Annotated in this window: 36 protein-coding genes; 20 read left to right on the top strand and 16 right to left on the bottom strand. The window is 43.6% G+C overall.

Features of this window, described 5'->3' with window-relative positions:
* Positions 1 to 2 precede the first annotated feature (2 nt).
* The 7 genes from B3V51_RS03170 to B3V51_RS03140 form a co-directional block, all read right to left on the bottom strand.
* Positions 3 to 488: an HNH endonuclease gene (locus B3V51_RS03170; RefSeq protein ID WP_286707958.1), complete on the bottom strand. Its 486-nt coding sequence runs from the start codon at positions 486 to 488 to the stop codon at positions 3 to 5.
* 64 nt (positions 489 to 552) lie between these two features.
* Positions 553 to 882, bottom strand: coding sequence for a hypothetical protein (locus B3V51_RS03165; protein WP_286707957.1), 330 nt, complete (start codon positions 880 to 882; stop codon positions 553 to 555).
* A gap of 185 nt (positions 883 to 1,067) precedes the next feature.
* Positions 1,068 to 1,280 (bottom strand): hypothetical protein, encoded by a 213-nt coding sequence (locus tag B3V51_RS03160; protein ID WP_286707956.1) that lies wholly within the window; start codon positions 1,278 to 1,280, stop codon positions 1,068 to 1,070.
* The gene (locus B3V51_RS03155; RefSeq protein WP_286707955.1) at positions 1,270 to 1,440 is read right to left on the bottom strand and encodes a hypothetical protein; all 171 of its coding nucleotides are present in this window, start codon (positions 1,438 to 1,440) and stop codon (positions 1,270 to 1,272) included. Before B3V51_RS03155 ends, B3V51_RS03160 begins: the two co-directional genes overlap by 11 nt.
* Positions 1,441 to 1,468: 28 nt before the next feature.
* Positions 1,469 to 1,654: a hypothetical protein gene (locus tag B3V51_RS03150; RefSeq protein ID WP_286707954.1), complete on the bottom strand. Its 186-nt coding sequence runs from the start codon at positions 1,652 to 1,654 to the stop codon at positions 1,469 to 1,471.
* Positions 1,655 to 1,688: 34 nt separating this feature from the next.
* Positions 1,689 to 1,901 (bottom strand): hypothetical protein, encoded by a 213-nt coding sequence (locus tag B3V51_RS03145; RefSeq protein ID WP_286707953.1) that lies wholly within the window; start codon positions 1,899 to 1,901, stop codon positions 1,689 to 1,691.
* Positions 1,902 to 1,904: 3 nt separating this feature from the next.
* On the bottom strand, positions 1,905 to 2,144 hold the full coding sequence (locus B3V51_RS03140; RefSeq protein WP_286707952.1) for a hypothetical protein: 240 nt from the start codon (positions 2,142 to 2,144) through the stop codon (positions 1,905 to 1,907).
* 125 nt (positions 2,145 to 2,269) lie between these two features.
* Here B3V51_RS03140 and B3V51_RS03135 point away from each other — a divergent pair, with 125 nt between their 5' ends.
* The 16 genes from B3V51_RS03135 (at position 2,270) to B3V51_RS03060 (ending at position 9,532) form a co-directional block, all read left to right on the top strand.
* Positions 2,270 to 2,977 (top strand): LexA family protein, encoded by a 708-nt coding sequence (locus tag B3V51_RS03135; RefSeq protein ID WP_286707951.1) that lies wholly within the window; start codon positions 2,270 to 2,272, stop codon positions 2,975 to 2,977.
* A 244-nt stretch (positions 2,978 to 3,221) separates the two neighbouring features.
* Positions 3,222 to 3,575: a hypothetical protein gene (locus B3V51_RS03130; protein WP_286707950.1), complete on the top strand. Its 354-nt coding sequence runs from the start codon at positions 3,222 to 3,224 to the stop codon at positions 3,573 to 3,575.
* Between the two features lie 10 nt (positions 3,576 to 3,585).
* Positions 3,586 to 3,747 carry a hypothetical protein gene (locus B3V51_RS03125; RefSeq protein WP_286707949.1) on the top strand — a complete coding sequence of 54 codons (162 nt, stop codon included), beginning with the start codon at positions 3,586 to 3,588 and terminating at the stop codon, positions 3,745 to 3,747.
* Positions 3,748 to 3,948, top strand: coding sequence for a hypothetical protein (locus B3V51_RS03120; protein ID WP_286707948.1), 201 nt, complete (start codon positions 3,748 to 3,750; stop codon positions 3,946 to 3,948).
* Positions 3,945 to 4,199 (top strand): hypothetical protein, encoded by a 255-nt coding sequence (locus B3V51_RS03115; protein WP_286707947.1) that lies wholly within the window; start codon positions 3,945 to 3,947, stop codon positions 4,197 to 4,199. The genes B3V51_RS03120 and B3V51_RS03115 overlap by 4 nt, the downstream gene beginning before the upstream one ends.
* A complete protein-coding gene (locus B3V51_RS03110; RefSeq protein WP_286707946.1) occupies positions 4,196 to 4,837 on the top strand; it encodes a hypothetical protein in 642 nt (213 codons plus the stop codon). The genes B3V51_RS03115 and B3V51_RS03110 overlap by 4 nt, the downstream gene beginning before the upstream one ends.
* A gap of 9 nt (positions 4,838 to 4,846) precedes the next feature.
* Positions 4,847 to 5,071, top strand: a complete 225-nt coding sequence (locus tag B3V51_RS03105) for a hypothetical protein (protein WP_286707945.1) — start codon at positions 4,847 to 4,849, stop codon at positions 5,069 to 5,071.
* A gap of 11 nt (positions 5,072 to 5,082) precedes the next feature.
* Positions 5,083 to 5,943, top strand: coding sequence for a recombinase RecT (locus B3V51_RS03100; protein ID WP_286707944.1), 861 nt, complete (start codon positions 5,083 to 5,085; stop codon positions 5,941 to 5,943).
* Positions 5,940 to 6,578 (top strand): hypothetical protein, encoded by a 639-nt coding sequence (locus tag B3V51_RS03095; protein WP_286707943.1) that lies wholly within the window; start codon positions 5,940 to 5,942, stop codon positions 6,576 to 6,578. The genes B3V51_RS03100 and B3V51_RS03095 overlap by 4 nt, the downstream gene beginning before the upstream one ends.
* An 11-nt stretch (positions 6,579 to 6,589) precedes the next feature.
* Entirely contained in the window at positions 6,590 to 7,129 is a 540-nt protein-coding gene (gene ssb, locus B3V51_RS03090; RefSeq protein ID WP_286707942.1) for a single-stranded DNA-binding protein, read from the top strand.
* Between the two features lie 10 nt (positions 7,130 to 7,139).
* Positions 7,140 to 7,631: a hypothetical protein gene (locus B3V51_RS03085; RefSeq protein WP_286707941.1), complete on the top strand. Its 492-nt coding sequence runs from the start codon at positions 7,140 to 7,142 to the stop codon at positions 7,629 to 7,631.
* 187 nt (positions 7,632 to 7,818) lie between these two features.
* Positions 7,819 to 8,118, top strand: coding sequence for a hypothetical protein (locus B3V51_RS03080; RefSeq protein WP_286707940.1), 300 nt, complete (start codon positions 7,819 to 7,821; stop codon positions 8,116 to 8,118).
* Positions 8,111 to 8,833, top strand: coding sequence for a nucleoside triphosphate pyrophosphohydrolase family protein (locus B3V51_RS03075; RefSeq protein ID WP_286707939.1), 723 nt, complete (start codon positions 8,111 to 8,113; stop codon positions 8,831 to 8,833). Before B3V51_RS03080 ends, B3V51_RS03075 begins: the two co-directional genes overlap by 8 nt.
* A 2-nt stretch (positions 8,834 to 8,835) precedes the next feature.
* Positions 8,836 to 9,084, top strand: coding sequence for a hypothetical protein (locus B3V51_RS03070; RefSeq protein WP_286707938.1), 249 nt, complete (start codon positions 8,836 to 8,838; stop codon positions 9,082 to 9,084).
* Positions 9,077 to 9,268, top strand: a complete 192-nt coding sequence (locus B3V51_RS03065; protein WP_286707937.1) for a hypothetical protein — start codon at positions 9,077 to 9,079, stop codon at positions 9,266 to 9,268. The genes B3V51_RS03070 and B3V51_RS03065 overlap by 8 nt, the downstream gene beginning before the upstream one ends.
* A complete protein-coding gene (locus B3V51_RS03060) occupies positions 9,269 to 9,532 on the top strand; it encodes a pyocin activator PrtN family protein (protein ID WP_286707936.1) in 264 nt (87 codons plus the stop codon).
* Here B3V51_RS03060 and B3V51_RS03055 read toward each other — a convergent pair.
* Positions 9,504 to 10,655: a site-specific integrase gene (locus tag B3V51_RS03055; RefSeq protein ID WP_286707935.1), complete on the bottom strand. Its 1,152-nt coding sequence runs from the start codon at positions 10,653 to 10,655 to the stop codon at positions 9,504 to 9,506. The genes B3V51_RS03060 and B3V51_RS03055 overlap by 29 nt on opposite strands.
* 144 nt (positions 10,656 to 10,799) lie before the next feature.
* On the opposite strand from B3V51_RS03055, the gene dusA reads away from it, so the two are divergent.
* Entirely contained in the window at positions 10,800 to 11,786 is a 987-nt protein-coding gene (gene dusA / locus B3V51_RS03050) for a tRNA dihydrouridine(20/20a) synthase DusA (RefSeq protein WP_286707934.1), read from the top strand.
* A 66-nt stretch (positions 11,787 to 11,852) separates the two neighbouring features.
* Here dusA and B3V51_RS03045 read toward each other — a convergent pair whose 3' ends face one another.
* The 4 genes from B3V51_RS03045 to B3V51_RS03030 all read right to left on the bottom strand — a co-directional run bounded on the left by B3V51_RS03045 (position 11,853) and on the right by B3V51_RS03030 (position 17,965).
* Positions 11,853 to 12,641, bottom strand: a complete 789-nt coding sequence (locus B3V51_RS03045; RefSeq protein WP_071001889.1) for a CPBP family intramembrane glutamic endopeptidase — start codon at positions 12,639 to 12,641, stop codon at positions 11,853 to 11,855.
* A gap of 69 nt (positions 12,642 to 12,710) precedes the next feature.
* Complete coding sequence (locus tag B3V51_RS03040; RefSeq protein WP_071001890.1) at positions 12,711 to 13,601, bottom strand: alpha/beta fold hydrolase; 891 nt, start codon at positions 13,599 to 13,601, stop codon at positions 12,711 to 12,713.
* A gap of 154 nt (positions 13,602 to 13,755) precedes the next feature.
* Positions 13,756 to 14,811, bottom strand: coding sequence for a signal peptide peptidase SppA (sppA, locus tag B3V51_RS03035; protein WP_071001891.1), 1,056 nt, complete (start codon positions 14,809 to 14,811; stop codon positions 13,756 to 13,758).
* Between the two features lie 196 nt (positions 14,812 to 15,007).
* Positions 15,008 to 17,965 (bottom strand): ComEC/Rec2 family competence protein, encoded by a 2,958-nt coding sequence (locus B3V51_RS03030; RefSeq protein WP_227674253.1) that lies wholly within the window; start codon positions 17,963 to 17,965, stop codon positions 15,008 to 15,010.
* Positions 17,966 to 18,263: 298 nt separating this feature from the next.
* Here B3V51_RS03030 and B3V51_RS03025 point away from each other — a divergent pair, with 298 nt between their 5' ends.
* Complete coding sequence (locus B3V51_RS03025; RefSeq protein WP_223335218.1) at positions 18,264 to 18,839, top strand: DUF2062 domain-containing protein; 576 nt, start codon at positions 18,264 to 18,266, stop codon at positions 18,837 to 18,839.
* Between the two features lie 68 nt (positions 18,840 to 18,907).
* On the opposite strand, the gene B3V51_RS03020 is transcribed toward B3V51_RS03025, so the two are convergent.
* The 3 genes from B3V51_RS03020 to B3V51_RS03010 all read right to left on the bottom strand — a co-directional run bounded on the left by B3V51_RS03020 (position 18,908) and on the right by B3V51_RS03010 (position 21,342).
* Positions 18,908 to 19,213 (bottom strand): hypothetical protein, encoded by a 306-nt coding sequence (locus tag B3V51_RS03020; protein ID WP_058024771.1) that lies wholly within the window; start codon positions 19,211 to 19,213, stop codon positions 18,908 to 18,910.
* Between the two features lie 168 nt (positions 19,214 to 19,381).
* Positions 19,382 to 20,062 (bottom strand): lipoprotein-releasing ABC transporter ATP-binding protein LolD, encoded by a 681-nt coding sequence (gene lolD, locus B3V51_RS03015; protein ID WP_093068124.1) that lies wholly within the window; start codon positions 20,060 to 20,062, stop codon positions 19,382 to 19,384.
* A gap of 44 nt (positions 20,063 to 20,106) precedes the next feature.
* Entirely contained in the window at positions 20,107 to 21,342 is a 1,236-nt protein-coding gene (locus B3V51_RS03010) for a lipoprotein-releasing ABC transporter permease subunit (RefSeq protein ID WP_071001894.1), read from the bottom strand.
* A gap of 449 nt (positions 21,343 to 21,791) precedes the next feature.
* On the opposite strand from B3V51_RS03010, the gene B3V51_RS03005 reads away from it, so the two are divergent.
* The gene (locus tag B3V51_RS03005; RefSeq protein ID WP_093068121.1) at positions 21,792 to 22,763 is read left to right on the top strand and encodes a hypothetical protein; all 972 of its coding nucleotides are present in this window, start codon (positions 21,792 to 21,794) and stop codon (positions 22,761 to 22,763) included.
* Positions 22,764 to 22,939: 176 nt separating this feature from the next.
* Here B3V51_RS03005 and B3V51_RS03000 read toward each other — a convergent pair whose 3' ends face one another.
* The gene (locus B3V51_RS03000; protein WP_071001896.1) at positions 22,940 to 23,329 is read right to left on the bottom strand and encodes an SCP-2 sterol transfer family protein; all 390 of its coding nucleotides are present in this window, start codon (positions 23,327 to 23,329) and stop codon (positions 22,940 to 22,942) included.
* Between the two features lie 855 nt (positions 23,330 to 24,184).
* On the opposite strand from B3V51_RS03000, the gene B3V51_RS02995 reads away from it, so the two are divergent.
* A partial coding sequence (locus tag B3V51_RS02995; RefSeq protein WP_286707933.1) for a cbb3-type cytochrome c oxidase subunit I occupies positions 24,185 to 24,512 on the top strand: 328 nt, incomplete at its 3' end.

Genomic DNA, 24,512 nt, shown 5'->3' with positions numbered 1-24,512 from the left:
TCTTAATCGTTTGCATTGCGCACCTCCAACCACTCATCCATGGTCTTGGTGCCTTTCTTGCTGTTACATGATCGGCAAAGTGTTTGTAAGTTCTCTATGTTCTTACAGCCACCTCTAGCGACTGGTAAAATGTGATCGATACATAGGTCATGCCAATCACCACAGCCTTTGCATCGGTATGCGTCACGCTCAAAAACCTTTTTTCTTAACTGCCACGTTATTTCTTTGCGCTTATACCCGTGAATTTTTGGCGGCGGCCTGACATACACCTTTGATATAATCAACTCCATATCTTCATGGACTGAGATAAATTCCTCGTACTCACGGTGGTTTTGTTCGCTTACCCACATCCTAGATACGGTATTTACTAGCAAGTCTTGTGAGATTAAATCTCTAACAATTTTTAATATGTAGCTGTGCGGCTTGCCTTGGTGCTTAGCTATAGCTCTACTGCTGTAAAATGATTTTTCTTGATTTGTATTACTCATAGGTATATACTCCGATTGTGTTTAAGTTTTCGAGACGCTCTCAGGTGCGAACTGAGAGCGTTTTTTATTGCTTGTCCAACTCATACCTGATTACTCGATGTTTTTCGTCTCTTATGCTGTTCATCTGATAACCCATCTCGCGAATGTTTGACATGATGTTGCTCAGGTAAGACAGCGACATATCAAAATCAGCCACATTGTAAAAACCATCTCTTTTCATCTGCTCGAAAATCCGTTGCCCTTTCTCTGTTGGCGTATCGCTTGCGACCTTTGAGCGACCTGCGCTCTTGCCTTGCTTTGGTTTCGCCTTTGTGCGAGTAGCACCCCCTTTGTGCGGTCTGCGCGGTGCAACTGTAAAACCTTCGCCAAAGTTATCTAGTTTTGTGATTTTCATGGCCTACACTCCTTCTTTGTCCGTGACCATTCTTTTGTCTGCCTAATCACGATTTGCTTAGTTCTTTTGGTATAGTGATTTGAGTTGCAGTACAGACCTGTGTTGTCCTGACTTGTAAGCTGTTTGATACCGTGTTGCTTAATGTGCTGCTCGATTTCTGATTGACTCGTTGCCATGATTAACCCTTATGCAAAATGAAATAGTGCGTAAACGACGATTAATACCAGTGTGATATGCGTGATAAAACGCATGACGCCACGCCAAAATATTTCGTTCATACGCTCTTTGCGTAGCTGCTCATCTAGTAGCGTCTGAGCGTTACGGTCTGCAATATATTCTTGTATTGCTTGCTCTTTGCTTGCTGCGAGTGATTGCATCGCGTCATATTCACTTTTCATTTTTGTTACTCCATTTGGTTGTCTTAGTTGTTTTTGGCAGATCGTAAGTTTTACCGCCTGCAAATGTGACTCGCTTACCGTCCCAGCCTTCGCGCTGCTTTTGCATCAATTGAGAGTGTTTTAACTCACGCTCCCATGCCTGAATGTCTTGCTCTTGCATCTTTTAGCTCCTTTTCGGTTACCGAAAATCATTTAAGTATCTTTATCGATTTCGGGTTATAAATTAGTTTTCGAGCATCTTCCTTTACGCGCTTGACGTACCTATTTGCCGAATAACTAACAAGCTCCTCGACTGTCATACCCATAATTTCTGCTGCTCGCTTGATATCCTCTAGCTCGTCCTCGCTAAAAGACGGCTGATCGTTATCAGGCATAAGCCTCTCCTATTCTTTGGTTACCAAAAGTTCGCTAACCTGCGTCTTTCAAGTTTGTGTAATCTCGGTCAAACTCTCCTTTAAGTTCAGCTCTAAGCTCCTCGATAAATCTAAGCGTGGCTTGGCGTACTAGCGTGCTTTTTTGCAAGCCAGTCAAACCAGCCACCTGTGAAATCGCTTCAATTTCGTCATCATTAAAGCGAGCATTGACCCTGTGGTCTTTGATGTGTCTTGGGTTGTCGTACATGGGTTAAGCCTCCTCTGGTTGTAGTCCGCTACTGATGAGCTGACTAATATCGTTAATATTTGGATTGGTTCTAAATGCAGGTTTGATTTCAAAGGCTGTATAGCCATCATCGTCCTGCACAATGAATATGTTTCGATTTTTGCCACTTGCTTGCTGGACAGCGCCCTGCGTTACCCCTAAAAGCTCGGCAAGTGGGTCTTGCTTATACATTCTTACTGCTTTTTCTAGCGTCAGGATGTCCATAAGTTTGCCCTATAAATATCTTAGGTATTAATAATAGCACCACTATTATGTTAAATCAATAGCTACAGTATTTGTATTAATAGCAAAGCTATTACAAAATACGCAAAAATCAATAAGGATCCGTTATGAGCAAGGTTGGATTGACAGAGGCGCAGCTAAAAGATGCTGCTAGACTAAAGGCGATCTATGAGGCTAAAAAGATTGAGGCGCGCAACAAAGGCAAGAAGATAAGCCAAGAAACTATTGCAGCAGATTGCGGATGGACACAAGGCGCAGTAGGTCACTTCTTAAATGGTCGTACAGCTTTGAGCTTGGAGTCCGCAATAAAACTGGCTGAGTCACTACAAGTACCAGTGTCGGACTTCTCACCGTCTTTAGCCAAACAAATGAGTGGCGATAACTTTACGGTGCAAGGAAAATCCAAGTTTAAAAAAGCACCGATACTAAATTATGTACAAGCCGGTTCGTTTTGTGATTATTTTGATGATGCGATTGTTGAAGAAGGAGTGCCCTATAACGCAGAGCTACACGGTGATGATTGTTTCTGGGTCGTGATAGAGGGCGATAGTATGATTAAGGATTTTTACCCAAAGGACATGGTTTTAATCAGCCCAAGCAGGCAGCCAAAAGCGGGTGACTTTGTAATAGCGCTTAAAAAAGGCGAGAATGCAACCACGTTTAAAAAATGGCGGCCAAGAGGTTTTGATGAGCAGACAGGGAGGGAGTATAGCGAGCTTGTGCCATCAAACGAGGACTACCCTATTATAGATAGCAGGTTTGCGCCTTTTGAGATTTGCGGTGTAGCTGTGGAGTACAGCAAGCTGCTTGTGTAGCAAAGCCCAATAACTAAGCCGCCTTACGAGGCGGTTTTTTATTGTCTAAAATAAATAATAGTAGTTTAGCTATTTATTTTTGCTAATTAATAGTTGAGCTATTGACTATTATTAATAGTATTGCTATTATAACCACATCGCAAGGCAAAACGCGGACGACGCAGCGATACCAAATTCAAGACGTAAAAAAGCCCTGCAATCCGACCAAAGACATACAGGGCTTACTTAACAAAGCGAGGACAGTATGACAGACATTATCAGATTAGACAATGACGCAGATCATGAAAGCAATGCGATTTACGTCATAAAAGGCGATATGGGTATCAAGATTAACTTTGATGCCGACATTAGCGAGCATGGCACACGCGGCGAATGTTGGAATGGCTTAGTCATGGTAGATGGTAGCAGTTGGGTCGAAGTAGATGCTATCAACAACCTAGCAGTTGACCATGTTTACGACCCTGCTGACGGTTACGAGACCGAAGGTAACTACACAATAACAGACGCAGACAGACCGCGCATTATCGAGCTGATTAAGCAAGTTATCACAAACACTGTCACAGCCAGACCAGCGGCTTACGACTACTACGTAGTATAAGGAGAGCGTCATGAAGATATTTGAAATTACACACATCATGAAAGGCGTGACGATGGTTGAGCGCGTAGAGGCTGACACCAAGATGCAAGCGCGTAGCGTGCTGACCAGTCACTACAAGAGACAGCTCGATTTGGTATCGGTTGAGTTGGTCGAAGAAAGCGAGGTGGCGTAGATGAAATTTAACTGCCCTAACTGCGGTTATGAAATAGACATGCATGACCATGCAGATGTTTTTTACGACGAAGATGAGTTGCTTGTTAATTGCGATCAATGCAAATCGGACTTAATAGCTGTACCTAGTGTTGATATTAAGTTTACCGCTTACGTCGAAACCCGAGTGCCTTACAAGCCAAATAGCGAGGTACAGCCATGAAGCAAATCATCTTTATCGCAGTTTGGGCTGGTCTTGGTGCGTTTGTTACGCATCAGGCACTAGCCGAAACAGTCATCGTTGACGACAAAGCCTATCAGTTGGTCGAGATAGACGGTGAGCTACTTGTAAGCAACGAGTGGCAACCGACGACTGAGCAAGGCTATACGGACGAATACTTGCAGTCTGAGCAGTATAAAACGGTTAAGGCTGCGAATGAGTCGTTAAAACGAATTAAGGAAGGTGAGTTATGAAAGTTACTAAAAGAGAGTTATTAAGACGAATTGAAGCGTTGGAAGAATGGCGAGATTATGCAGATGAAATGCTGACCGAGCTTAATCACGCGCTACCTGACCCTGAGCACGATGCTAAATGTGCAGAAAATGCGGTCGCTGTGGAGGAGTCGTTAGAGAGACACGCTGTACGACTTGGGTTAAAAAAACCAAAACTAAAGCAGTTAGATCAGAGTGTGTTTGATGGTCAACCCAAAGAATGGCGGTTTTTAGCAGTTGATTTTGATGGCGAGACTAATTTTTTCGAGAGCACACCCAAGGTTTCAAACATAGATGGCCGCTGGTACAACCAAGTAGGTGCTATGAAGCTATGCAGCTTGAAATTCGACACAACCAACTGGCAAAACTCGCTAATCGAGCGTGACAAGGTAGAGCTGACAGGTAGTGATTTATGCCGGTATCTAAAAAGTAGAAAGCATTGGGTGTTAGCTGTAGTTAGCGACGAAAACGATGCTACTGCCGAGTTTCATCAGAGAGCGGTTGTTGTGACGGGTATTGCAAGCGACGGTGACTTTGTGTGTGGCGATACGGTTTGGCGGTACGCCGTACCTATCGACCATAAAGGCGAACCGCTGACCGCCGCTGATGTGGGTTTATAGGAGGCTGACATGGCAAAGCACTCAGTACCGCTGTCAAAAAGACAGCGAGACTTTGACCAACTGACAGCCTTTAGTCTTGATATTAAATCTTTCAATGATCTGTATCACATAAGACTGACAGCGCCAACCGGTCACACAATCAACTACTACCCCACCAGTGAGAAATGGCAACGCATGGGCAGATGGTACAAAGGGTTTGGTGAGTTAATCGATTATTTAAATGAGATTTCATAAGGAATAAGACTATGAGTAACGCAATAGCAATTAAAGCATATATGAACGGTCAAGGCGTGCAGCGCAAGTTAGAAGAATTGCTTGGGGAGCGAAAAGACGTATTTTTAACAAGCGCCTTACAGGTAGTCAATAGCAACAAGGCACTGCAAAACGCATCACCTGAAAGTATTTTTGGCGCAGTAGTTACGGCTGCCACTCTTAACCTACCGATCAATGACAATTTAGGTTTTGCTTACATCGTACCGTTTAAAGGCCAAGCGAGCTTTCAGATGGGCTATAAGGGCTTTGTTCAGCTTGCACAGCGTAGCGGTCAGTTTAAGCGCATCAGTGCTTGCAAAACGTATTCAGGTGACACCGAGCAATCAGTCTATGAGCGCCTAACTGCATTTTTACCCAAAGAGCCAAAAGGTGAGGTCACAGGTTATATCGCCTACTTCCAACTGCTGAATGGCTTTGAGGCTCATTTAGCTATGACCAATAAAGAAATGGCTTCCCATGCTGGACAGTACAGCCAATCATTCAAAAAAGGCTATGGCGTTTGGAAGGATAACTTTGAGGCTATGGCTCAGAAAACGGTGCTAAAACTGCTGCTAAGTAAGCAAGCGCCATTGTCAATCGTACCAACATTGGCTGAGGCCGTACAAGCTGACCAAGCAATCATTCGTGATGTTAATGGTCAACAGTCTTATGAGTATGCAGACAATCAGCCACAGCAAGCGGCGATTGAAATGGATATATCAGACGACCCTAATATTTTTGCAACGGTCAAAACATCAATTGAAAACGGCAATCTTGATAAGCGATCAGTGCTAGATGGTAGTGCAGGTTATACCATCAGCAATGAGCAGAGACAGGAGTTACTAGCCTCATGACTTTCAAATGCAGAGCAAGCGCGTTAGGTGGATTGATGACGCGCTTACAGAACAAGACCACGCTCGGTAAAACATCAAAAAAAGTGGTGCTCAATGCTGTTTTGCTCGATGTGTTTGATTATCACCGTGAGATTGACGCAAAGATGATTAACAAAGGCTTGATGCTAGAAGATGATGCAATCAAAGCCGTTAGTCTGCTAAAAGCGGTCAAGCTGACCAAAAACACTGAGCGCAAAAGTAACGACTGGTTTAGCGGTGAGTGCGACTTACTGACCGACGATAGCATACGAGACACCAAATGTTCATGGTCAATCGATAGCTTCCCCTGGACACATGACGACGCTGTGCAAAAGGTCAAAGACGGTGGTTACGATTGGCAAGGTCAGGTCTATATGGAGTTGTGGGGCAAAAAGGTGCATTACGTGGACTTTGTTTTGCTACCTACTCCGCATAGCTTGCTTGGCTATAACGATGACGAGTATGAGCACGTTGAGCTGGTCAATCGAATACCACTACAAAAACGCATCAGGTCAGTCAAGATTGAGTACGACGAGTCACTAATTGAGCAAGCAAAAGAGCGCGTCGAAATGTCGCGTGACTATTACAACGAATTATTTAAACAACTATCGAATTAAGAGGCAAGACTATGCGCGGAGTTAATAAAGTAATAATCATCGGTAATTTGGGAGCTGATCCAGAGGCTCGTCAATTCAACAACGGTGGCAACGTAACCAATATATCGGTTGCCACGTCCGAGCAGTGGACAGATAAGCAGAGTGGTGAGAAAAAAGAAGCGACGGAATGGCACAGAATTGTTTTGTTTAACCGCCTAGGTGAGATTGCAGCACAGTATTTGCGTAAAGGCTCAAAAGTGTATATCGAAGGCAGCCTACGCACTCGCAAGTATCAAGACCAAAGCGGTCAAGATAAATATATCACTGAGATACGAGCCGACCAAATGCAGATGCTAGACGGTCAAAACGAAGGTCAAGCGACTAACAATCAGCAGAACAATAACCGACCTGCTCAGGACAATCAGGGCTATAACAATCAGCAATCAGCTCAGCCACAGCAGGGTTTTAATAATCAGTCAACTCAGCAGCCGAATAATCAGCAGCCAATGTATAACGCGCGCGGTGAAGAGGTTGATGAAAACGGCAATGTAAAGTCAGACATTCCATTCTAAGGAGTTAATCATGATTAATTGTAAATACTGCAAAACCGATAAGCCTATAGATGATTTTTACCGGTCATCTATTCGCAAGGACGGAAAATCAGGGAATTGCAAAGAGTGCATACGCGCTAGAGTGAGAGCCAACCGAGCCGCTAACATTGAACACTACCGAGAATTTGACCGCAATAGAGCCAACCTGCCGCATCGCGTGGAAGCTCGCAAAGATTACGCTAAAACCGAACAGGGTAAAAAGGCAACAGCTAAGGCGAAAGAAGCTCATTACCGACGCTACCCTCATCGCTCAGCAGCTCGTAACGCAGTAAACAATGCTGTCCGTGATGGCCGATTGCACAAACCTAGTCAATGTGAGTCATGCAGCAATGAGACAGCCTTACACGGTCATCATTGCGACTACAACAAACCGATGGATGTTATGTGGCTTTGTGATCCATGTCACAAGCAATGGCACAGAGAAAACGAGCCTATCTATTACAACGAATTGAAAGCATCGTAACAGATTACCCAGCCGCAGGGGCTAATGTGCGGATGCGTCAAGGCTAGATGATGATGCAACGAAAGAATCGCTAGCAGCCAAGATTGACAATTCCTTACGTGCTTAGCATGAGCTTTGAAAAAGCAGTCGAGGCAAGGCCGACTGACCTACGAGACAGGTCATCTATTTACTAATGAGGATTGAGACTATGAATAAGAATATTGAGAAAAAAGCATTGAGTGTTATTCAAGATTTTAACAAGTCAAGCAAAGGCTTAGAGCGCCAAGCTATCATTATCACTTATACCGACAACGACAACATAACCACGTTTAATGATGGTGATGCTAACAGTATATTGCTGACTATGGCTAACAGCTTAGCGCAAACCCTATCAGAGGTTGTGGCGAATTTGAGTGCGGACGAGCAGCATGTGCTGATAGAGAATGTGTGCAACGAGATTTACAGCATGGCGATTAATAAGCTGGATAAGGAGCAAAACGATGAGTAATTTACCGTTGAAGGCGTTGAGGTGGTTTGATTATAAAGATGGCACTGGGGCAGATACCGTTACAGTAATTTGTGAATACACCATTTACAGGTATGGCGACGAATTAATGAGAGATGCGGGAGAAATACAATCTGATGGCGACCATGATAGTTGGGTCGTGGCTTACTATAATCGACATACCGAAGCGCCGACAAAAGAAGCTACCGGCTTTGCAACTATCGACGAAGCTAAAGCGTGGGCTTGGAACCACTACAACGAAAAGATGCAGCCGTATGTTAAGCCCGACTCCATCACCGATATTGCAAACTGGTTTAAAGCTGCGAAGCCTGAGCCGACTGATAGAGATATTTGCACTCAGATCGGTTGTCATTACGAAGAAGTTTACGAGATGGATGTAGCTCTGTATGGCAATGAGTCGAACGACAATGAAATGATGGCGCAATGGTATAAAGGCGACAGTATTAGCGTTGTTAATGTCATGCAGCGAATGGATAAAATCGAATTACTAGATGCGCTATGCGACCAAATCGTAACTGCTACTGGCGTGGCTTATATGATGGGCTTTGATATTGAAGGCGCACTCAAAGAAGTCATACGCTCAAACAATAGCAAGATGGTTAAGGGTAAGTTTGAGTATGACAAGGACGGTAAGATTGCGAAGCCTGAGAGTTATAGCAAGCCTGATTTGACGCCGTTTGTAAAACAAGGAGAGTGATTGTGAGTGACTTATACCCAGCACAGTTTGAAGAAATAACCAGTAAAATATTCAGTACTCGCTACAGAGTATTTTTACGAGACATACCTGAGATTAGCGGCGGTCAGAATGAATCGTTTATTGATGCTGTAAACACAGCGATTGACGCGCTAGACAAGTATATAGCTAGCGGTCAAAAGCTGCCTGAGCCAAGTGAGCCAAAGCGTGGCGATATTATGATTGGTATTAATAGCGAGGTGCAAAGTGACTAACGACCAAATCAAAGAGATAGCACTGGCAAACGGCTTTAAACTCAAAGAGCAGCCAAGCGGTGAAATGGATTTAAATCCGTATGTTTATGAGTTTGCAAGGGCGTTATTTGCTGAGCGCGACAGAGGAAAAGCGCCGATAAAATCGCTTGCTTGTCTTGATGGTACAATATTGGAGGGGCGATAGATGAATAATACAGAAAACATATTAATCGAGCGATACCAGTACAATCCGCTGGTATCACTTGAGAGAGTGGCAGAGGATTATCTGCCAGAGGTAAAATGGGAGACACTAAAGGAGAGGGCGCGTAAGCAGGACTTGCCGTTTCCGGTGGTGATCGGTGGCAGTAAAAACCGCTCAACCTATCATGTAAGCGTCAAATCACTCGCAAGATGGATTGATAAAGTCAGCGAGGAAGCCGCTAAAGACCACCTGAGTATGCACGCCTAGCGACCTCGATTGCCTCGTCAAACTCTAACACGGTTGCGCGGGGCGATATATTGACATATCGTTGTAGGCTAGACCATGACTCATGACCGGTTATTTGCTGGATTTGTGGTACTGTTAAGCCTTGCTCGGATAGCCTCGTTGCCGCCTCGTGTCTTAGATCATGAAACCTCAAGTCACTAATACCGAGCATTTTACACGCCTCGGTAAAGTTTTTAGACAGTATCTTGCCCGATAGTGGCAGTAGTAAATCACTATCCCAATATCGGTTGTTACTACGCATTGCATCCCTGATATTATCGCTCAACAACGCATTAATCACACCCACCGCTTTATCTGTAACCCTAGTATTAATGTGGTTGCCGATACTGCCGCGTGGGTTTTTTGCGTCTCTAACAAGCCACCAATCGCCGCTATAATCATCTAGCCTCATGCGTGTTAGCTCGTCTTGCCGCCGTGCCGTGTAGATAGCCAGCCATAAGACAAGATGCATCGGATAGACGGAGCGGCGCTTGTGATATTTTGCGTAAAAATGATTTGTCAGTGCTTGTAGCTCGTCGCTGGTCGGTGTGCGATTGCGCTGCTTGCTGGGTGTTACTTTGCGCCCATGCTTTAGACCTAGCATGGCTTCTTCAAACTCTGCTAGATTGACATTGAGGCCCCAGGCGAGCTTGGCTTGCTTTAACACTGACCTGAGCGTCATCATGTCACCGTTGAGCGTTGACGGTGAGATGGGCGATAAACCATCATACTTGCCCTTTAGGCGCGCATCAGCAAACGCGGTATAATCCTCACGCCTGAGACTGCTGATTTGTTTTGCTGCTATCGGCAACCGTGAGATAAGCATCAGCGATAGATTATGAGTGCGCCCGAATTGGTCGCCCATCTCGTCAAGATACTTTATAATAACGTCTTGCAATCGCATGGACTTTGCTTCACGATTGAGCAAAATATCAGGATTGTTTTCAATCTCTGCCTCACGTTTTTTGATCCACGCGTCAGCGAGCGACTTTTTGCTAAACGTGCGTGACTGAGTAAATGGCGGATAACCCTCACGGTTAATGCGGATAACACCGCGAAATCTAACCGTGCCATCTTTGTTTTTGCGCTTTGTTATAGTGCCCATTTGTACCATGCCATCATTTTGTTGTTTTGGTACAAATAAGGTACACCATCAATCGCTATAAATCTATATCAATCGTTGCCAATCGCTATCAATCGGTGATAGGGCAAATCTAAAAACTTATATAAAATAAGGCTTTAACGCTAAATGCTTGATTTAATGGATAATAAGAGACTATCAGTCGCCCCTATGATTGATTGGACAACGACAGACTATCGTTACTTTGCGCGACTATTTAACCCGCACACGTACCTGTATACCGAAATGATTAGCACCGGTGCATTGATACACGGTAACCGCGCACGTCACCTACGCTTTGACACACTTGAGCATCCACTGGTATTGCAGCTTGGCGGAGCAGATATCAGTGAGATGACACAATGCGCCGAATTTGCTCAGCAATACGGCTATGATGAAGTCAATATCAATGTTGGTTGCCCTTCTGATCGTGTGCAACACAACAAGATAGGCGCCTGTCTAATGGCAGAGCCAAAAACGGTGGCTGACTTGGTCAAGCACATGCAAGCTGCAGTCGATATCCCCGTGACGGTCAAACACCGTATCGGTATCGATGATTTTGACAGTTACGAGTTTATGGTGGATTTTGTGCAGACCGTTGCGGCGGCTGGCTGTACGCGTTTTATCGTTCATGCACGTACCGCGTGGCTACAAGGGCTGAGTCCTAAGCAAAACCGCGAGATACCACCGCTACGCTACGAGGATGTCTATCGTCTAAAACAAGACTTTCCTGAGCTTGATATTGAGATCAATGGCGGTATTGATACCATTGAAGACATAAAAATGCATTTGCAACATATCGATGGCGTGATGATTGGTCGGGCGTTTTATCACAACCCGTATCTATTAGCAGAGGCCAATAGCTTATGGAACGAGGCAGCACCCGAAACAATACCTAAGCGCTCAGAGATTTTAGAGCAGCTCTACCCTTATCTACAAGAACAAATCGCCAAAGGCGAAGCACTACCCACGATGACACGGCATTATCTAGGATTGTTTCAAGGATTGATGGGTGCACGCAAATGGCGGCAAGCATTGAGCGGCAAACCTCAGCTCACGCTCGATGACATTAAACGAGCAGCCGATGAAGTATTATTGTTAAATCCTGACGCATAGCTAAATGCTGATATAACTGGCTTGATAGAATTCACATGCTAGCCATTGTCGTGGCTAGCATGTTATCTACGCCGCTTGCGCAAGATACTGCCACATTGCTGCGCCATTATTAACGATATGTAGTACGATTGGCAGTAATAGCGACCCTGACTTGATACGTGCATAACAAAATATGAATGCCAAAACCACAATAGTACTGATTTCATAAATGCCATACTGCACATGGATAGTGGCAAATATCAAACTGGTCACGATACTTGCTACTATCGCACCGTGCTGCACAGAGTATGACGGTGCGGTGAACTGCTCTTTGATGGCTGACCATAATATGCCACGAAAGATCACTTCTTCGTAAATAGGTGCAACGACGACCATTGCAAAGACCAGCAGCCACACTGAACTAACAGACTGATATAGAGGGTCGACAAATACCAGCGGCGTCATATCCAGCATATAAGTCAGCGCCTGACTGACTATCATAAATATCAACAGCAATCCTAGCATGCCCATACCTACCGTAAATGAAAACGGCTTTAATGCTAAATACTGTCGCCATTCCCCGCCTTTTATACGAATAATGAGAACACTGGTTGTCATCAGCAGCACACAGCCTATGAGTATTGATAAGCTCACGACTGTTCCATCGTTACTGCCAAAAAAGAAGATATCGCCCATCGAAGCATTTTTGGTCGCAGGTAATACCAGCTTGCCAGCGATATAGACGCCTACCAATTGACTGATAAAAAACGCAAGCACCATCCCTACCGTCAGCATAAATGTACCAACGCGTGAAAATAATGGCGGACGCTCAGACGAGGTTGCGATATCCGGTAAAGCTGTCACGTTTTTTGGCATATATATGTCACTTAAAAAATACGCTGTCAGCTTGTATTAGACACAAGCCTACATAACGATACGTTGCTTTTATTTTGATAGTTGCCGCTTAATCAGTTCTAGTACCTGCTGCGATACAGACTCTGGGTGCTCAAGTGGGAACATATGCCCCCCTTCATGAGTCTCATAAGGTATGCCCAAGCGCGACTTTATCTGTTGGGGAAACCGACGTTTCAAAAAGATACTGTCTTGACCGATAATCAAGGTAACAGGCACTTTGGGGCCACGATTGGGCGTCAGCCAATACCAAGAAGGATTGGTACGAAACACTTCTACTTCATTAGCTTTAGGAATGGCCAGTGTCACTTTACCATCCGCGCGCTCATGCAAGCCATGATCGATATAGCCTTGGAAGCTGCGCTCATCAAAGTTTTTGAAAAATCCTTTGTGCCGCATTTTTTCGTACGCATCTGCTCGGCTGTCCCACACATCACGGCGATGCTTAGAGATACCCGCTGGTGACAATTTATCCATCAAACGCTTACTCGTAAGAGGCAATTTATCTACTGTCTTTGCCAAATGCCATAACAAGCTAACTTTGCCATAAATCCAAGGCGGATCCATGAGCACTGCTTGAGCAAACAGCTTAGGCTCACGGTACACTGCTTGCAAGGTACACATGGCGCCAAGTGAATGACCCACGCCCACCACCTGACTGACGCTATGCTTCTCACAGGCAGTTTTTACGCTATCGATCACCTGCTGCGTCAGACTGCGCCAATGATTATCCACGGGATAATCCGGCGTGTCACCCAACATGGCAATATATTCAATCGTAAAAAATGCGGACAATCCTGCAAAAAACGGCTCATAGACAGCACTTGGCATGCCATTGGCATGGGCAAAATGTAGCACAGGCTTTTTTGTTATCTTGGAGACAGGTAGCGCAGCAAAGGTCTGCAAATTGATTTCATCACTCATAACAGGCTCTCGTGGGATGGTTTATATATTATTTTTAATAATTCAACTGTCTTTCATATTAAGGTAGTTTTTAGCATTATATACAATTGAGGCTGAGCATAATTATATGCTCAGCCTCAACAATCATACACAGTATATCTAAAATATTAAACGCTTAACGCATTTTTGCATTACCTTCTTCTTGGGGCAAAAACCCATCAAGGCTCATGCTAGAGCCAATGCCTGCACCCAATTGTACCGCAAAGCGATCCATAAACATTTGGAACGGATCGGTTGGGCTATAGCTGATGATCGTATCAAGATCCAATTGTTTACTGAGGCTTGTAATACTGCCCGTTTTGTCTGCCAAACCTAACTCGATAGATTGCTCACCGGTCCAAAACAGTCCTGAAAACAGTTTGTTTTGTTCAGGATTTTTCAAGCGATCACCGCGGCCTTCTTTGACGGCATTGATGAAATGCTTGTGCGTATTAGCAAGCACACCTTCGACATGTTTTTCTTCGTAGTCAGTCAATGGGCGCGACAAACTCAAGATGTCTTTGTACTCACCCGCAGTGATAGTACGATCTTCTACGCCGACCTTGTCCATTAGGCCCTTGACATTGTAACTTGGCATAATGACACCGATAGAACCAACCAAGCTCGATGGATTGACATAGATCTCATCTGCGGCAGAGGCGATATAATAAGCACCTGAAGCACCAATATCACCGATAACAGCATAAAGCTTTTTATCGGGATATTCTTTACGCAGATCCATCATAGTCTGCCAAATTTCATCAGACTGTACCGGTGAGCCACCAGGTGAGTTAATGTCTAACGCCACCGCTTTAGAGTTACTATTTGCAAAAGCGTCTGTCAATGCCTCATTGACATCGTAAGCGTTGGCCACATCATCATTACTGATCACACCTTGCAGCTCAACCACTGCCAAATGCGGCGAGCTAGTATCAACGGCATCCATACCTGTTGGCGAACCACTACATCCGCGACCTATGGTCAAAAATATCAATAATATATAACCAAAGGTCAACAGTTTAAAGAAAATACTCCAGCGACGAGCACGGCGCTGCTCAACCACACTAGCTAATAAGGTGTTTTCCAGTACTTTCCACTCTTGTCCGCTCGGCGCGTTTGGTTGCTGCATTGGCGTTGGCTGATTTGCCGAATTATCAGGACGTTTGTTTGGGTCTGGTGGCCAGTTGGGCATATAACTTCCTAAGTCAGAAACAATCTAAAACAATAAAAAGATGATATTGGTAGATACGGCTAAAAATAAATATCTCCTCGCCGTGTCAATCATCGGTATTAATAGGCTGCTAAGTATGGTGGTATTTCGATAATGGTTCAATAGTATAACTGTGAAATATCACCATATTGTAACACTGCGAGTATAAGCAATATTTTTAAGGACTCATCGCTTCTGCGTCAACACCGTTGTTTATTATATTCAGCGATAAAGACGCTTCTAAAGGTTTGTCATCATAGGTGATAATATCATTGATGCTTTGACGACTTATGACATCAGTTGTCATCTGTGATGCACTATGACCAAGCCATGTGATGTTTTTAAACCTCATACTGTCGTTATTCGAATCAGCTGAACATAATAATGACCACATCTGCCAAACACGTGGATGGGTGTCAGTATCTAAAACAAGCCGTGATAGAGACAAGTTTTTGTGATCCGTATCTAACTGGTTATCTGCTATTTTCGTTTGAGAGTTTACAGATAATGACTTTAGCGGATCGGCTGCGTTGTATCTTAGAACTTGTATAGGTACGCTGCTATCAATCGCAATTGTACAGTCCCACACGCTAGTATCACCTATCTCGCTCCAGCCTGTCATTGCTTGGATGGATACATCACCACTAGCCACCTGCCATGTTTTGCCTTGCTCGCAACCTTGCGCACTGATATTCGTCTTACCTTTAGACTGAGCTGCTATTTTAGAGGCTTGCTGGAATGCAGACCAACGCTCGGAGCGTCCCGCTTGCCAATATTGACTGACAGGTAGCTGCTGATTTAACTGCGCAACTGCCAGCGGTAATAACTCAGAATTTTTGGCGCTAACGACCATATTTTGCTCACTGGCATTCAACGTGTCAGTCAGTACGGTGCTACTGCTCTGCACTATGATGCCTTCTAGTTTATCGACTGACAAACTGCCCAGTTGCTGCTCTAAAGATACAGATAGTTTATCCGCTGTGAGATTGCTTGGCATGGTCCGTGTTGCGGTTGGTCTATGATCAGCCAAAAACAGCCAGCTGGTATTGTCTTTCGCAAGTGAAGATCTATCCTTACTGTTACTAACGCTTTGGTTATGTAAAGGGAATTGTAGCAAGGCTGCACTGATATAGGGATCACCCGTTGGCAAAATATATAACGTCGGCATTGTTATCATTGACTGCTGATTGGCATACACCGTCATCATTAACAGCGTCAGTGGAGGCAGTGCCAACCAGCGACTGAGCAGCCCTCTTGGCAAAAGCCAAGGTACTATACTTAACAACACCATGAGCAATATCGCCATATTAACTGGCGTATACAACCATGCGTCTGTTAATGCTGGTAATGATGTCAGCCAACCAATCAACTCATGTAGATTGCCGACGATGGCACTTACTAAAGACCAAATGCTGTCAGCTATCGTGGGTGATAACAGGTAAAAAAGCCCTGCTAACAGATTGAGCGGTACAATCACCCACCCAAACAGCCCAATCGCAAATAAATTGACAATAAGTCCCCACAATGATGCTTTACCAAATAAGAGCAGCGTAATAGGCAATAACGTCAGAAACAACCAAAACTGTAGCTTGAACATACGCCGTCCAGCTCGCAGAGCATGATAGAGCACTCTATTGCCCTTACTCCTATGCTCGTCGTACGATGATCTCAAAGCCTCTGTAGTACGCTGATACGAGGTATCTTCGTATTTGAGCAACAGCGCCACTGCGATGAAGGACAACCAATACCCTGCCTGCCACAATACATACGGATCTTGCCATGCCATCAAGACAGCTAATGCTAACAACACACGCATGGTACTGATAGGTAGCAATGTCAATCTCACCAAGCCGATAGCCAGTAGCATCCACGCCGTACGTGCAGCAGGCACATCAAAACCTGTAAATAGTGCATAGATAAAAGCAGCACCAATCATTACCCACCAACGCACCTGCCAGCGTGGCATATAGCGATAAACCACTGGGCACAGTCGATTGAATAGCAACACAACGGCGCCGCCCAATACAATGGCTAAAAACAGTACATGTGTCCCTGATATTGCAAGCAAATGCGAGATACCCGCCAGTTGATATAGATCCTTGGTGTCGCGATTGATCAAGCTACGGTCACCTGTGAGCAAACTCAATGTGACAGCTCTGGTCTGCTGCTCTGCTGTGGTTTGTGCAGGCCAATCTCTATAGAAATGATCTCTTAATTGCCAACGTCCTATATCAATACGAGTACGAAATCGCTGGAAATAAGAGTCAGACGTCGATGCTTGTTGTAAAGCTTCATCGTTATTGCTTTTGCTGACAGTCAACGCACTAACCGCCAGTATATTTGCCACACCATCAATGTGTCGACCTCGCAACCAGCGATAACCATCAAAACCAGACGGGTTGCTTATTGCTTGCTTGGAGGTAGACAATGGTACCAGTGCCAAGCTCATAAATAGCTCATCGCCTGGCTGCAAATCATTTAAATTTGAGAACGAGTCATTATTTGATGTGTTTTTTGGATAGGCATTGAGCAATACTCGGTATTCGATATGATTATTGGGTTTTTTTTCAAAATTGTCACTATAGCTTTTACTTAGGCTATTATTTTCTTCCTTCGAATAATTCCTTGTACTATCTGCCAAATCTTGGGGAGTCAACTCAGCGACTAATGGCATTAAATGCGTGACCACTGCTACTTGTCGATAGCCGCTATCTGTACTGGCATCATATACACTGTCACTTATCCCTTCGATACGAACGAGTGCTTGTACACGTATAGAGTCAGTAATTTTGGTCGTTTCGGCTTGCTGATGTGCAACTAGCGCTTGTAGCGCGCTACTCACGACCAACCCAATGGCTAATAGACCAAATAAGAAGTATTTGCTAAAAAGTGACAATTTAACATCATTAGGTGAGCTGACAGAACGCGTTTTATTGGTACTTTGAGTATTTACTGAAGGGCTATTAAGTTGAGTAGCACTAAGCAGAATAATAGCAAATATGACAAGCAACCAAAGCAAACCTGTGGCGCTGACCACATTCAATAAAGGCATGTCGATCGGCATCGCCACATTATCTGCAACTGCCAACACACCCATCATAGCAATAATTACCAGGCTACCAACTAACCAATACACCAGCACTCCTTGCTTGATGAGCAAAATATTATAATGCAGCTAACGCCAGTTATTGATGATAATAAGGCGCCAGAGCAGCCATTTTTATCGACATTTTAGAAGCGACTGAAGCATCATATCTGTGAGGCAATAGCATTTATATTTATATTACCCTATACTGATGAGGCATATTAAAATGATGGCTTTCTACCATCACCACTCTATGTATTCTCATCGGTATTTTTTATCCATAATATTACTTTATACCAGCCCATCAATACAATTGAGCGGACTGTCGTTAACGATTAAAGGCGATACTGTGCCCCACAAACGTCTAAAAGACCTGCTTCCTACACCGGAAAAAATCCTAGAAAGTCGCACCCTAAAACTGTTCGCCCCGCATTTGGCAGATCCTCGGTTATGGCACTTCAACCGCCATAGCTTAAATAAAGCAGTCTATATTGGCGTGCTTAGCGCATTTTTTCCACTGCCAGGACAGATGTTGCTGGCTTTGATTGGCTCACTTATTTTTCGAGCCAATGTGCCTATGGCTCTCGGTCTAACGTGGATTACCAATCCAGTCACCAGCTTGCCTATCTTTTATGCTGGGTATTATATCGGTGCAAAAATCATTGATGCACCAGTGATCAGTTTGCGCTTTATCGGCAGAATGATTGCTGATTTTAGCTTATGGGCATTATCAGATGGCGCCAACCCTTTTATTACTTATAAAGGCACTGTATCGCTTACAGCATTTTGTATAGGGCTAACGATTTTAGCGATTATAACCAGCATCGTTTGTGGACTTGCTTTTAAAGCGATTTGGCGTTACAAGACGGTCGTGAGTTGGCAAAAACGTCAGCAAAAACCTGATGATAAATCGCCTAAATATTAATACCGTTTAACATCATTAAACGGTATTAATATTAAACAGTACAACGTCAGCGTCTGAAGCAAGAGCTATCACTCTTCTTTGGTTCTTTCTATGGCATCTATAAGCTTATCCGTAAAATCTTTATCCATAGAGACGATCTCAATAACCTCGTCGTTTTTACAGAGCGTATAACGCTTACCTGTCGCGCTGTCTTGAACCTTTAAATCATAGTCAACCCCAGCCAAAGTGATCGCATCAAACACGGGTGTGATAAGATCCTTTTGTTCTTGTCTATCGATGGTGTCAAACAAGGTTGGATCGATATAAGGCTTTAACGGCTCATCGCCTTCTTCAGCACTGCCAAAAGCGGCGATTGGATTGTCATCTTTGTTCATTATTCGGAGACCTATAAAATAGACATAGCAGCTAGTTAATCAAGCTTCTATATCTTTTGCTATGAGATATTTACTTGATAATACAACAATATATTTCGTTAGGACAACCCTTATAAGTGCTAATTTATGACACTTATATTCATCTGAAAATCTCAACATATATAGACGTTAATACTGTTCCCAATGACCATTACGTAGCAATAATTGACGATCAGCAAGCGCCGCCAAGTTGCGATCATGTGTCACCATCAAAAGTGCTGTTTGCATAGTGCTTTGTAGCTCTGATAGCAATCCAAAGACACTTTGCGCATTGTCATAATCCAAGTTACCAGTTGGCTCATCCGCCAAGATAAGCGAAGGCTTGGTAACTAGTGCGCGCGCAATCGCCACGCGCTGACGCTCACCACCTGATAGCTCACCCGGTCTGTGCATCAACCGATGATTTAGACCGACGTTTTCGAGAATCTCAATCGCTTGCTTGCGAGCGTCAGTTGTTGATACTTCTGGACGCATCAGTAAAGGCATCGCAACATTCTCGACTGCGGTAAACTCTGCTAGCAAATGGTGAAACTGATAAATGAAACCCAAATGCTTGTTGCGCATCGCGCCGCGTTCGGTCTCATTCATGCTATTTAATAACTGACCATGTAACCAGACTTCACCACTCGTGGGCGTGTCTAAACCACCAAGCAAATGTAGCAAGGTACTTTTTCCTGAACCACTGGTCCCGACAATAGCAATGCGCTCACCAGCATGAACTGTCAGATCAAGGCCCGTCAATACTTGCGTACTAACGGCTCCCTCATCATATATTTTATTGATATTGGTCGCCTTTAAAATGGCAGACATAGCGCTTCCTTTATTTTATTTATGTCGATATTTATGCGATTGAATTACTCATAACGTAGTGTCTGGGCAGGCTGAATTTTAGCCGCTCGGCGTGCTGGATAAATCGTTGCCAAAAAGCTCAATATAAATGAGGCACCTGTAATGAATACCACGTCGAGTAAACGCAACTCTGACGGCAAATAATTCACAAAATAAGCATCAAACAGATTCAAATTAAAGACTTGATTAATAAAGCCTAAAATATCACTGACGGTGAGTGCGAATATCACACCCAATATCGTACCAGCAACGGTACCGATCACACCGATGACCACGCCTTGTACCATAAAGACTTGGGTAATCAAACGAGGAGACGCACCAAAGGTTTTTAGAATGGCAATATCTGCTTTTTTGTCAGTGACGAGCATCACAAGACTTGAGACAATGTTGAAAGCGGCAACTAAGATGATTAAAAATAGTAGCAAACCAACCATGGCTTTTTCCATCTGAATTGCACCAAATAGATTGCCGTGCGTCTGCGTCCAATCATTGGGGAACAACTGCTGAGGAGAAATAGCAGCGGCTTTTTCTGCGGCAATCGGCGCAGTAAAGATATCATTGAGCTTCATGCGCACGCCTTGCGCCCCTTCTGGCAGACGCAGCAGTTTTGCTGCATCACCCATCGGGATGAACGCCATCAGACTGTCTACCTCTGGGCTGATGGTAAAAATACCTGTCAAAGTAAAGCGCTTAAACCGCGGTATCACACCGGCTGGCGATGGCGAGGCTTCTGGCAGCACTAGAGTTACTTTGTCCCCTATCTGTAAACCCAGAGACTGCACCATCTCTTCACCCAATACGATGCTAAAGTCACCACTTTGCAAGGTATCAATACTGCCCTCGACCATATGATCATTAATGATAGAGACGTTTTTTTCGTATTCAGGCTCGACGCCAGTCACCATAATCCCGGCGACCTGACCGTTTGATGTCAGCATCCCTTGCAATTGGATAAAGGGGGCGACATCTGATACTTCTGGATCTTCCTTAATCTTATCAGCGAGCTGCTCCCAATCACCGATAATCTCAGTTGAGACCACGGTGGCTTGCGGCACCATGCCCAAAATACGGGTTTTTAATTCTCGATCAAAACCATTCATGACCGATAGCACCGTAATCAATACGGCAACCCCAAGCGTCAGACCAATCATTGAAATCAGGGATATAAAGGAGATAAAGCCATTACTGCGCTCTGCTCGGGTATATCGTAAGCCGATAAATAACGCTAAAGGACGAAACATATTCAAACTCTTTATCTTATCTACGTGCGACTTTATATAGGTTGCATCACGAGCAGTAGTAAATGCATCATACAGCTGCTACTACTCACATATAAATCAAACACAAAACAGGAGATCAGACGAGCCGAGGACAGCCGTCAAAAGGGAGCTAGTTTGACACAATTTAGCCAATATGTGCCAGTCATTAGCCGATACTAAGAGTATTTTTTACCAAAAAACTGGGTTTTGTTATTATTTTTTATAGAGGCCTTGCTATTAGATATGTCAATACCTATATATTATATGCTAAAGACAATTGTCATTAACCCTCATTGTGGTTTGTTCACACTTTGCTGGTAATGTCGCTGACATCATAAACCAGTTATTTGAAATACTGAATGGCACGTAAGTAACCATCGCACTACAGTATTAGACACAAACCCCACGCTGACTTAATTTTGAGTATTTTCATGACCATAAATTATCAATATAAAAACATTCAAACTCCTACCAAGATCACACTGACCGATGAGCAGTCTGCAGGTCATGGCGATCATTGGCGTATTTTGACCGATGATATGAGCAAGGATGTGCCAGAGTGGCTACAAAAAATGATTGAAGTGGCGGCAATACCTAAAGGCCTGAACAACAACGTCAGTGCAAAAGACAGCTGTTTGTTGTTATCAGAAGACAAGCCCTGCCATATCAATCAAGTACTCGCAATGAAAGACGGTAAGCCTGAGCGCTTCATCAATGCTTATCCTTGTGTTGATAGTCCTTATGGGCTTGATTGTAAAATCGAGCGCGTCATTGTCAATGACAACTCACACGATGCGGTATTACGCTTACGCACGGCTGATGGCAGCATTATTTATGCGTTTGATCAGCTCTATACGACCAATCGTCATTTGTATCAGCGCGATACGTCTTATTTCGTTAACTTTAGCGCATGGGCGCACGAGATTAAGCTCAGTGAGCAAAACGAAGTCATCATGGTAGAAGACCAAGAATCTATCCGCTATCATCGTGCGTTTAACGATATCGTCGCGGCTAATGACGGAAAAATTCCAGACGATCTGCAAGCGCAAATCAGTGAATGGAAACCTGAAACCGAAGAACAAATGGCACCGGTCGAAATCAACTTAGGACACATGTGTGCTTATTTATTTGGCGATACTTTAGGGCAAGAAGATGAGGCTTGGTGTCAAGGTCAAGTGCTTGGCAAACAAGAAACGATATTTAACGATAAATCTGTCATTTTGTTTGATGTAGTGACATTACGTGAGCAGGATGCAGATCCCTTTGTCGTACGTATTGGTGCGCTTAATACGCCAGAGACCGCCAGTATTAAAGTGCATGACTATGTACAAGCCAATGTCTGGTTGCAGGCAGCGATATATAAAGAGAATCAGCAAGCTTCGGCGCAGTCTAAAGCCAGCTGATAAAATTAAATTGATACAATCTAATGAAACAAGACAGTAGTCCGATAAACAGATGATTGTCCCGCTGTTATGACAGTTGAATGTTTGAGCAAATAAAAAGCCCCTAAATAGGGGCTTTTGTATATCTGAGTGAATTGTATATCAATGGCTTGAGTACAAACCACTCAATATAAGACCTACGCCATCGTCGTCATTGATTTGATACGCTTATACAACTCTTTTTGCTCAGCGCTTGGACGAGCAGTCTGTACTGCCATCAATTGCGACATATCCCCTTCAACGCGAATTTTACCGCTCATGAAAGCACCCATAATTTGATTGGTGTCAAAATCAGTGATGATAGACTGTAGAATGCTACGATCTAATAATAAAGTCGTCGTGCCGTTACTATTTAGACCACGATGTAATAAACCATCGGCAAAGTTGGCTTCGATGTCTTTGTCAGTATCAGATACTTTTAGGTTAACAATCATATTAGCAAGTGCTGGTGGCAAGTTTAACTCACCCGCCTCACTGCCCATTTTCTCCACTTGCTCAAACCATTCATCTGTCAAAAAAACTGCCATATTATTATCCTTAATGGGTGTTTTGTTGGGTTAACGCTGCTATTTTACGCATTAACCTGACTAGCAAATTATTAAAATGCCTGTTATTAATAGCCCACAAGTATGCGGGCATTAAATATGTTTAGGCTCATTATAAGGGGCGACTTGATGAGAAGTAAAACCTATTTGTGCCGCTAGTGGTACGATTGTTACAAAATTCCTTTCGAATATCACAATTATATTTAGCAACGTTTGTCTTAGTTTGATGCAAACACGCATCTAGAATAGTGACGAAATTGTGTATAAAATAAGCAAGTAGCGCAATAATAATAAGTTGCTCGCTATCATTTATACCAAAGAGTTTGTATTTTGCCGCATAGTTCTGATGATATTTAATTAGGATTGCGTTACAATACCCTTAAACAGAGTCGGGAGTTTTAACCAAACATTACATAAACATGTTTTTTGTCAGCCGCCGCTAGCATACATCTATGGTCAGTGCGTTTTTATAGCCCTATAGATATGGGTATCTATCTTCATTAGTACAGATTTTTTCGTAATAATTAAGATATATATTTAGCCTCATAAGATGTTTGATGCTCAAAAACGGCGCGTCTTTTTATTTATCTTGATGATGTATTAACAATCCTACTATCGATTGGCTGTAAACAAGGTGCACGAAGCGCCTCATTTTATCCATCAGTATCAACTGATATAAAATCAAAGCCTAAATTGATAGTTAATAAGATTATGGTGATAAAAGGTCAAAAAACATTATGTACTGTAGCTATTGTAGGTTTATAAGTTTTTATAATATCTATAATGCGGACTGTTGGTTAATTCTGTTGATAATTCGGGCTGTAAAGGAATCATCCAATGAGTTTACAAAACACAGCAGTCGCCCCAGTTGACCGTGAGTATGAAATTACTATCGTAAGATTTTTTACGATTATGGCTGTCGTTTGGGGCATCGTCGGCATGAGTCTTGGTGTGTTCATTGCTTCACAGTTAGCATGGCCATCACTAAACTTTGACATTCCATGGCTGACCTTTAGTCATTTAAGACCACTGCACACCAATGCGGTGATTTTTGCGTTCGGTGGCTGTGCCTTGTTCGCAACGTCTTACTATATCGTTCAGCGTACCTGCAAGACGCGCTTATTTGCGCCATATTTGGCTTGGTTTACCTTTTGGGGGTGGCAAG

Source organism: Psychrobacter sp. UBA2514 (genome assembly GCF_002341255.1).
Taxonomy (GTDB): Bacteria; Pseudomonadota; Gammaproteobacteria; order Pseudomonadales; family Moraxellaceae; genus Psychrobacter; species Psychrobacter pacificensis.
The sequence above is the reverse complement of the archived record's forward strand: the minus strand, read 5'-3'. Positions and strand labels throughout refer to the sequence as shown.

Coding starts and splice junctions, on each gene's coding strand:
- B3V51_RS03060 (WP_286707936.1), top strand. CDS start 9,269: ATGAATAATACAGAAAACATATTAATCGAGCGATACCAGTACAATCCG.
- B3V51_RS03160 (WP_286707956.1), bottom strand. CDS start 1,280: ATGAAAAGTGAATATGACGCGATGCAATCACTCGCAGCAAGCAAAGAG.
- B3V51_RS03115 (WP_286707947.1), top strand. CDS start 3,945: ATGAAGCAAATCATCTTTATCGCAGTTTGGGCTGGTCTTGGTGCGTTT.
- B3V51_RS03095 (WP_286707943.1), top strand. CDS start 5,940: ATGACTTTCAAATGCAGAGCAAGCGCGTTAGGTGGATTGATGACGCGC.
- B3V51_RS03045 (WP_071001889.1), bottom strand. CDS start 12,641: ATGCCAAAAAACGTGACAGCTTTACCGGATATCGCAACCTCGTCTGAG.
- dusA (WP_286707934.1), top strand. CDS start 10,800: ATGCTTGATTTAATGGATAATAAGAGACTATCAGTCGCCCCTATGATT.
- B3V51_RS03085 (WP_286707941.1), top strand. CDS start 7,140: ATGATTAATTGTAAATACTGCAAAACCGATAAGCCTATAGATGATTTT.
- B3V51_RS03170 (WP_286707958.1), bottom strand. CDS start 488: ATGAGTAATACAAATCAAGAAAAATCATTTTACAGCAGTAGAGCTATA.
- B3V51_RS03040 (WP_071001890.1), bottom strand. CDS start 13,601: ATGAGTGATGAAATCAATTTGCAGACCTTTGCTGCGCTACCTGTCTCC.
- B3V51_RS03000 (WP_071001896.1), bottom strand. CDS start 23,329: ATGGCAGTTTTTTTGACAGATGAATGGTTTGAGCAAGTGGAGAAAATG.
- B3V51_RS03105 (WP_286707945.1), top strand. CDS start 4,847: ATGGCAAAGCACTCAGTACCGCTGTCAAAAAGACAGCGAGACTTTGAC.
- B3V51_RS03155 (WP_286707955.1), bottom strand. CDS start 1,440: ATGCAAGAGCAAGACATTCAGGCATGGGAGCGTGAGTTAAAACACTCT.
- B3V51_RS03120 (WP_286707948.1), top strand. CDS start 3,748: ATGAAATTTAACTGCCCTAACTGCGGTTATGAAATAGACATGCATGAC.
- B3V51_RS03005 (WP_093068121.1), top strand. CDS start 21,792: ATGACCATAAATTATCAATATAAAAACATTCAAACTCCTACCAAGATC.
- B3V51_RS03055 (WP_286707935.1), bottom strand. CDS start 10,655: ATGGGCACTATAACAAAGCGCAAAAACAAAGATGGCACGGTTAGATTT.
- lolD (WP_093068124.1), bottom strand. CDS start 20,062: ATGTCTGCCATTTTAAAGGCGACCAATATCAATAAAATATATGATGAG.
- B3V51_RS03135 (WP_286707951.1), top strand. CDS start 2,270: ATGAGCAAGGTTGGATTGACAGAGGCGCAGCTAAAAGATGCTGCTAGA.
- B3V51_RS03150 (WP_286707954.1), bottom strand. CDS start 1,654: ATGCCTGATAACGATCAGCCGTCTTTTAGCGAGGACGAGCTAGAGGAT.
- B3V51_RS03020 (WP_058024771.1), bottom strand. CDS start 19,213: ATGAACAAAGATGACAATCCAATCGCCGCTTTTGGCAGTGCTGAAGAA.
- sppA (WP_071001891.1), bottom strand. CDS start 14,811: ATGCCCAACTGGCCACCAGACCCAAACAAACGTCCTGATAATTCGGCA.
- B3V51_RS03140 (WP_286707952.1), bottom strand. CDS start 2,144: ATGGACATCCTGACGCTAGAAAAAGCAGTAAGAATGTATAAGCAAGAC.
- B3V51_RS03125 (WP_286707949.1), top strand. CDS start 3,586: ATGAAGATATTTGAAATTACACACATCATGAAAGGCGTGACGATGGTT.
- B3V51_RS03010 (WP_071001894.1), bottom strand. CDS start 21,342: ATGTTTCGTCCTTTAGCGTTATTTATCGGCTTACGATATACCCGAGCA.
- B3V51_RS03145 (WP_286707953.1), bottom strand. CDS start 1,901: ATGTACGACAACCCAAGACACATCAAAGACCACAGGGTCAATGCTCGC.
- B3V51_RS03110 (WP_286707946.1), top strand. CDS start 4,196: ATGAAAGTTACTAAAAGAGAGTTATTAAGACGAATTGAAGCGTTGGAA.
- ssb (WP_286707942.1), top strand. CDS start 6,590: ATGCGCGGAGTTAATAAAGTAATAATCATCGGTAATTTGGGAGCTGAT.
- B3V51_RS03080 (WP_286707940.1), top strand. CDS start 7,819: ATGAATAAGAATATTGAGAAAAAAGCATTGAGTGTTATTCAAGATTTT.
- B3V51_RS03075 (WP_286707939.1), top strand. CDS start 8,111: ATGAGTAATTTACCGTTGAAGGCGTTGAGGTGGTTTGATTATAAAGAT.
- B3V51_RS03165 (WP_286707957.1), bottom strand. CDS start 882: ATGAAAATCACAAAACTAGATAACTTTGGCGAAGGTTTTACAGTTGCA.
- B3V51_RS03130 (WP_286707950.1), top strand. CDS start 3,222: ATGACAGACATTATCAGATTAGACAATGACGCAGATCATGAAAGCAAT.
- B3V51_RS03100 (WP_286707944.1), top strand. CDS start 5,083: ATGAGTAACGCAATAGCAATTAAAGCATATATGAACGGTCAAGGCGTG.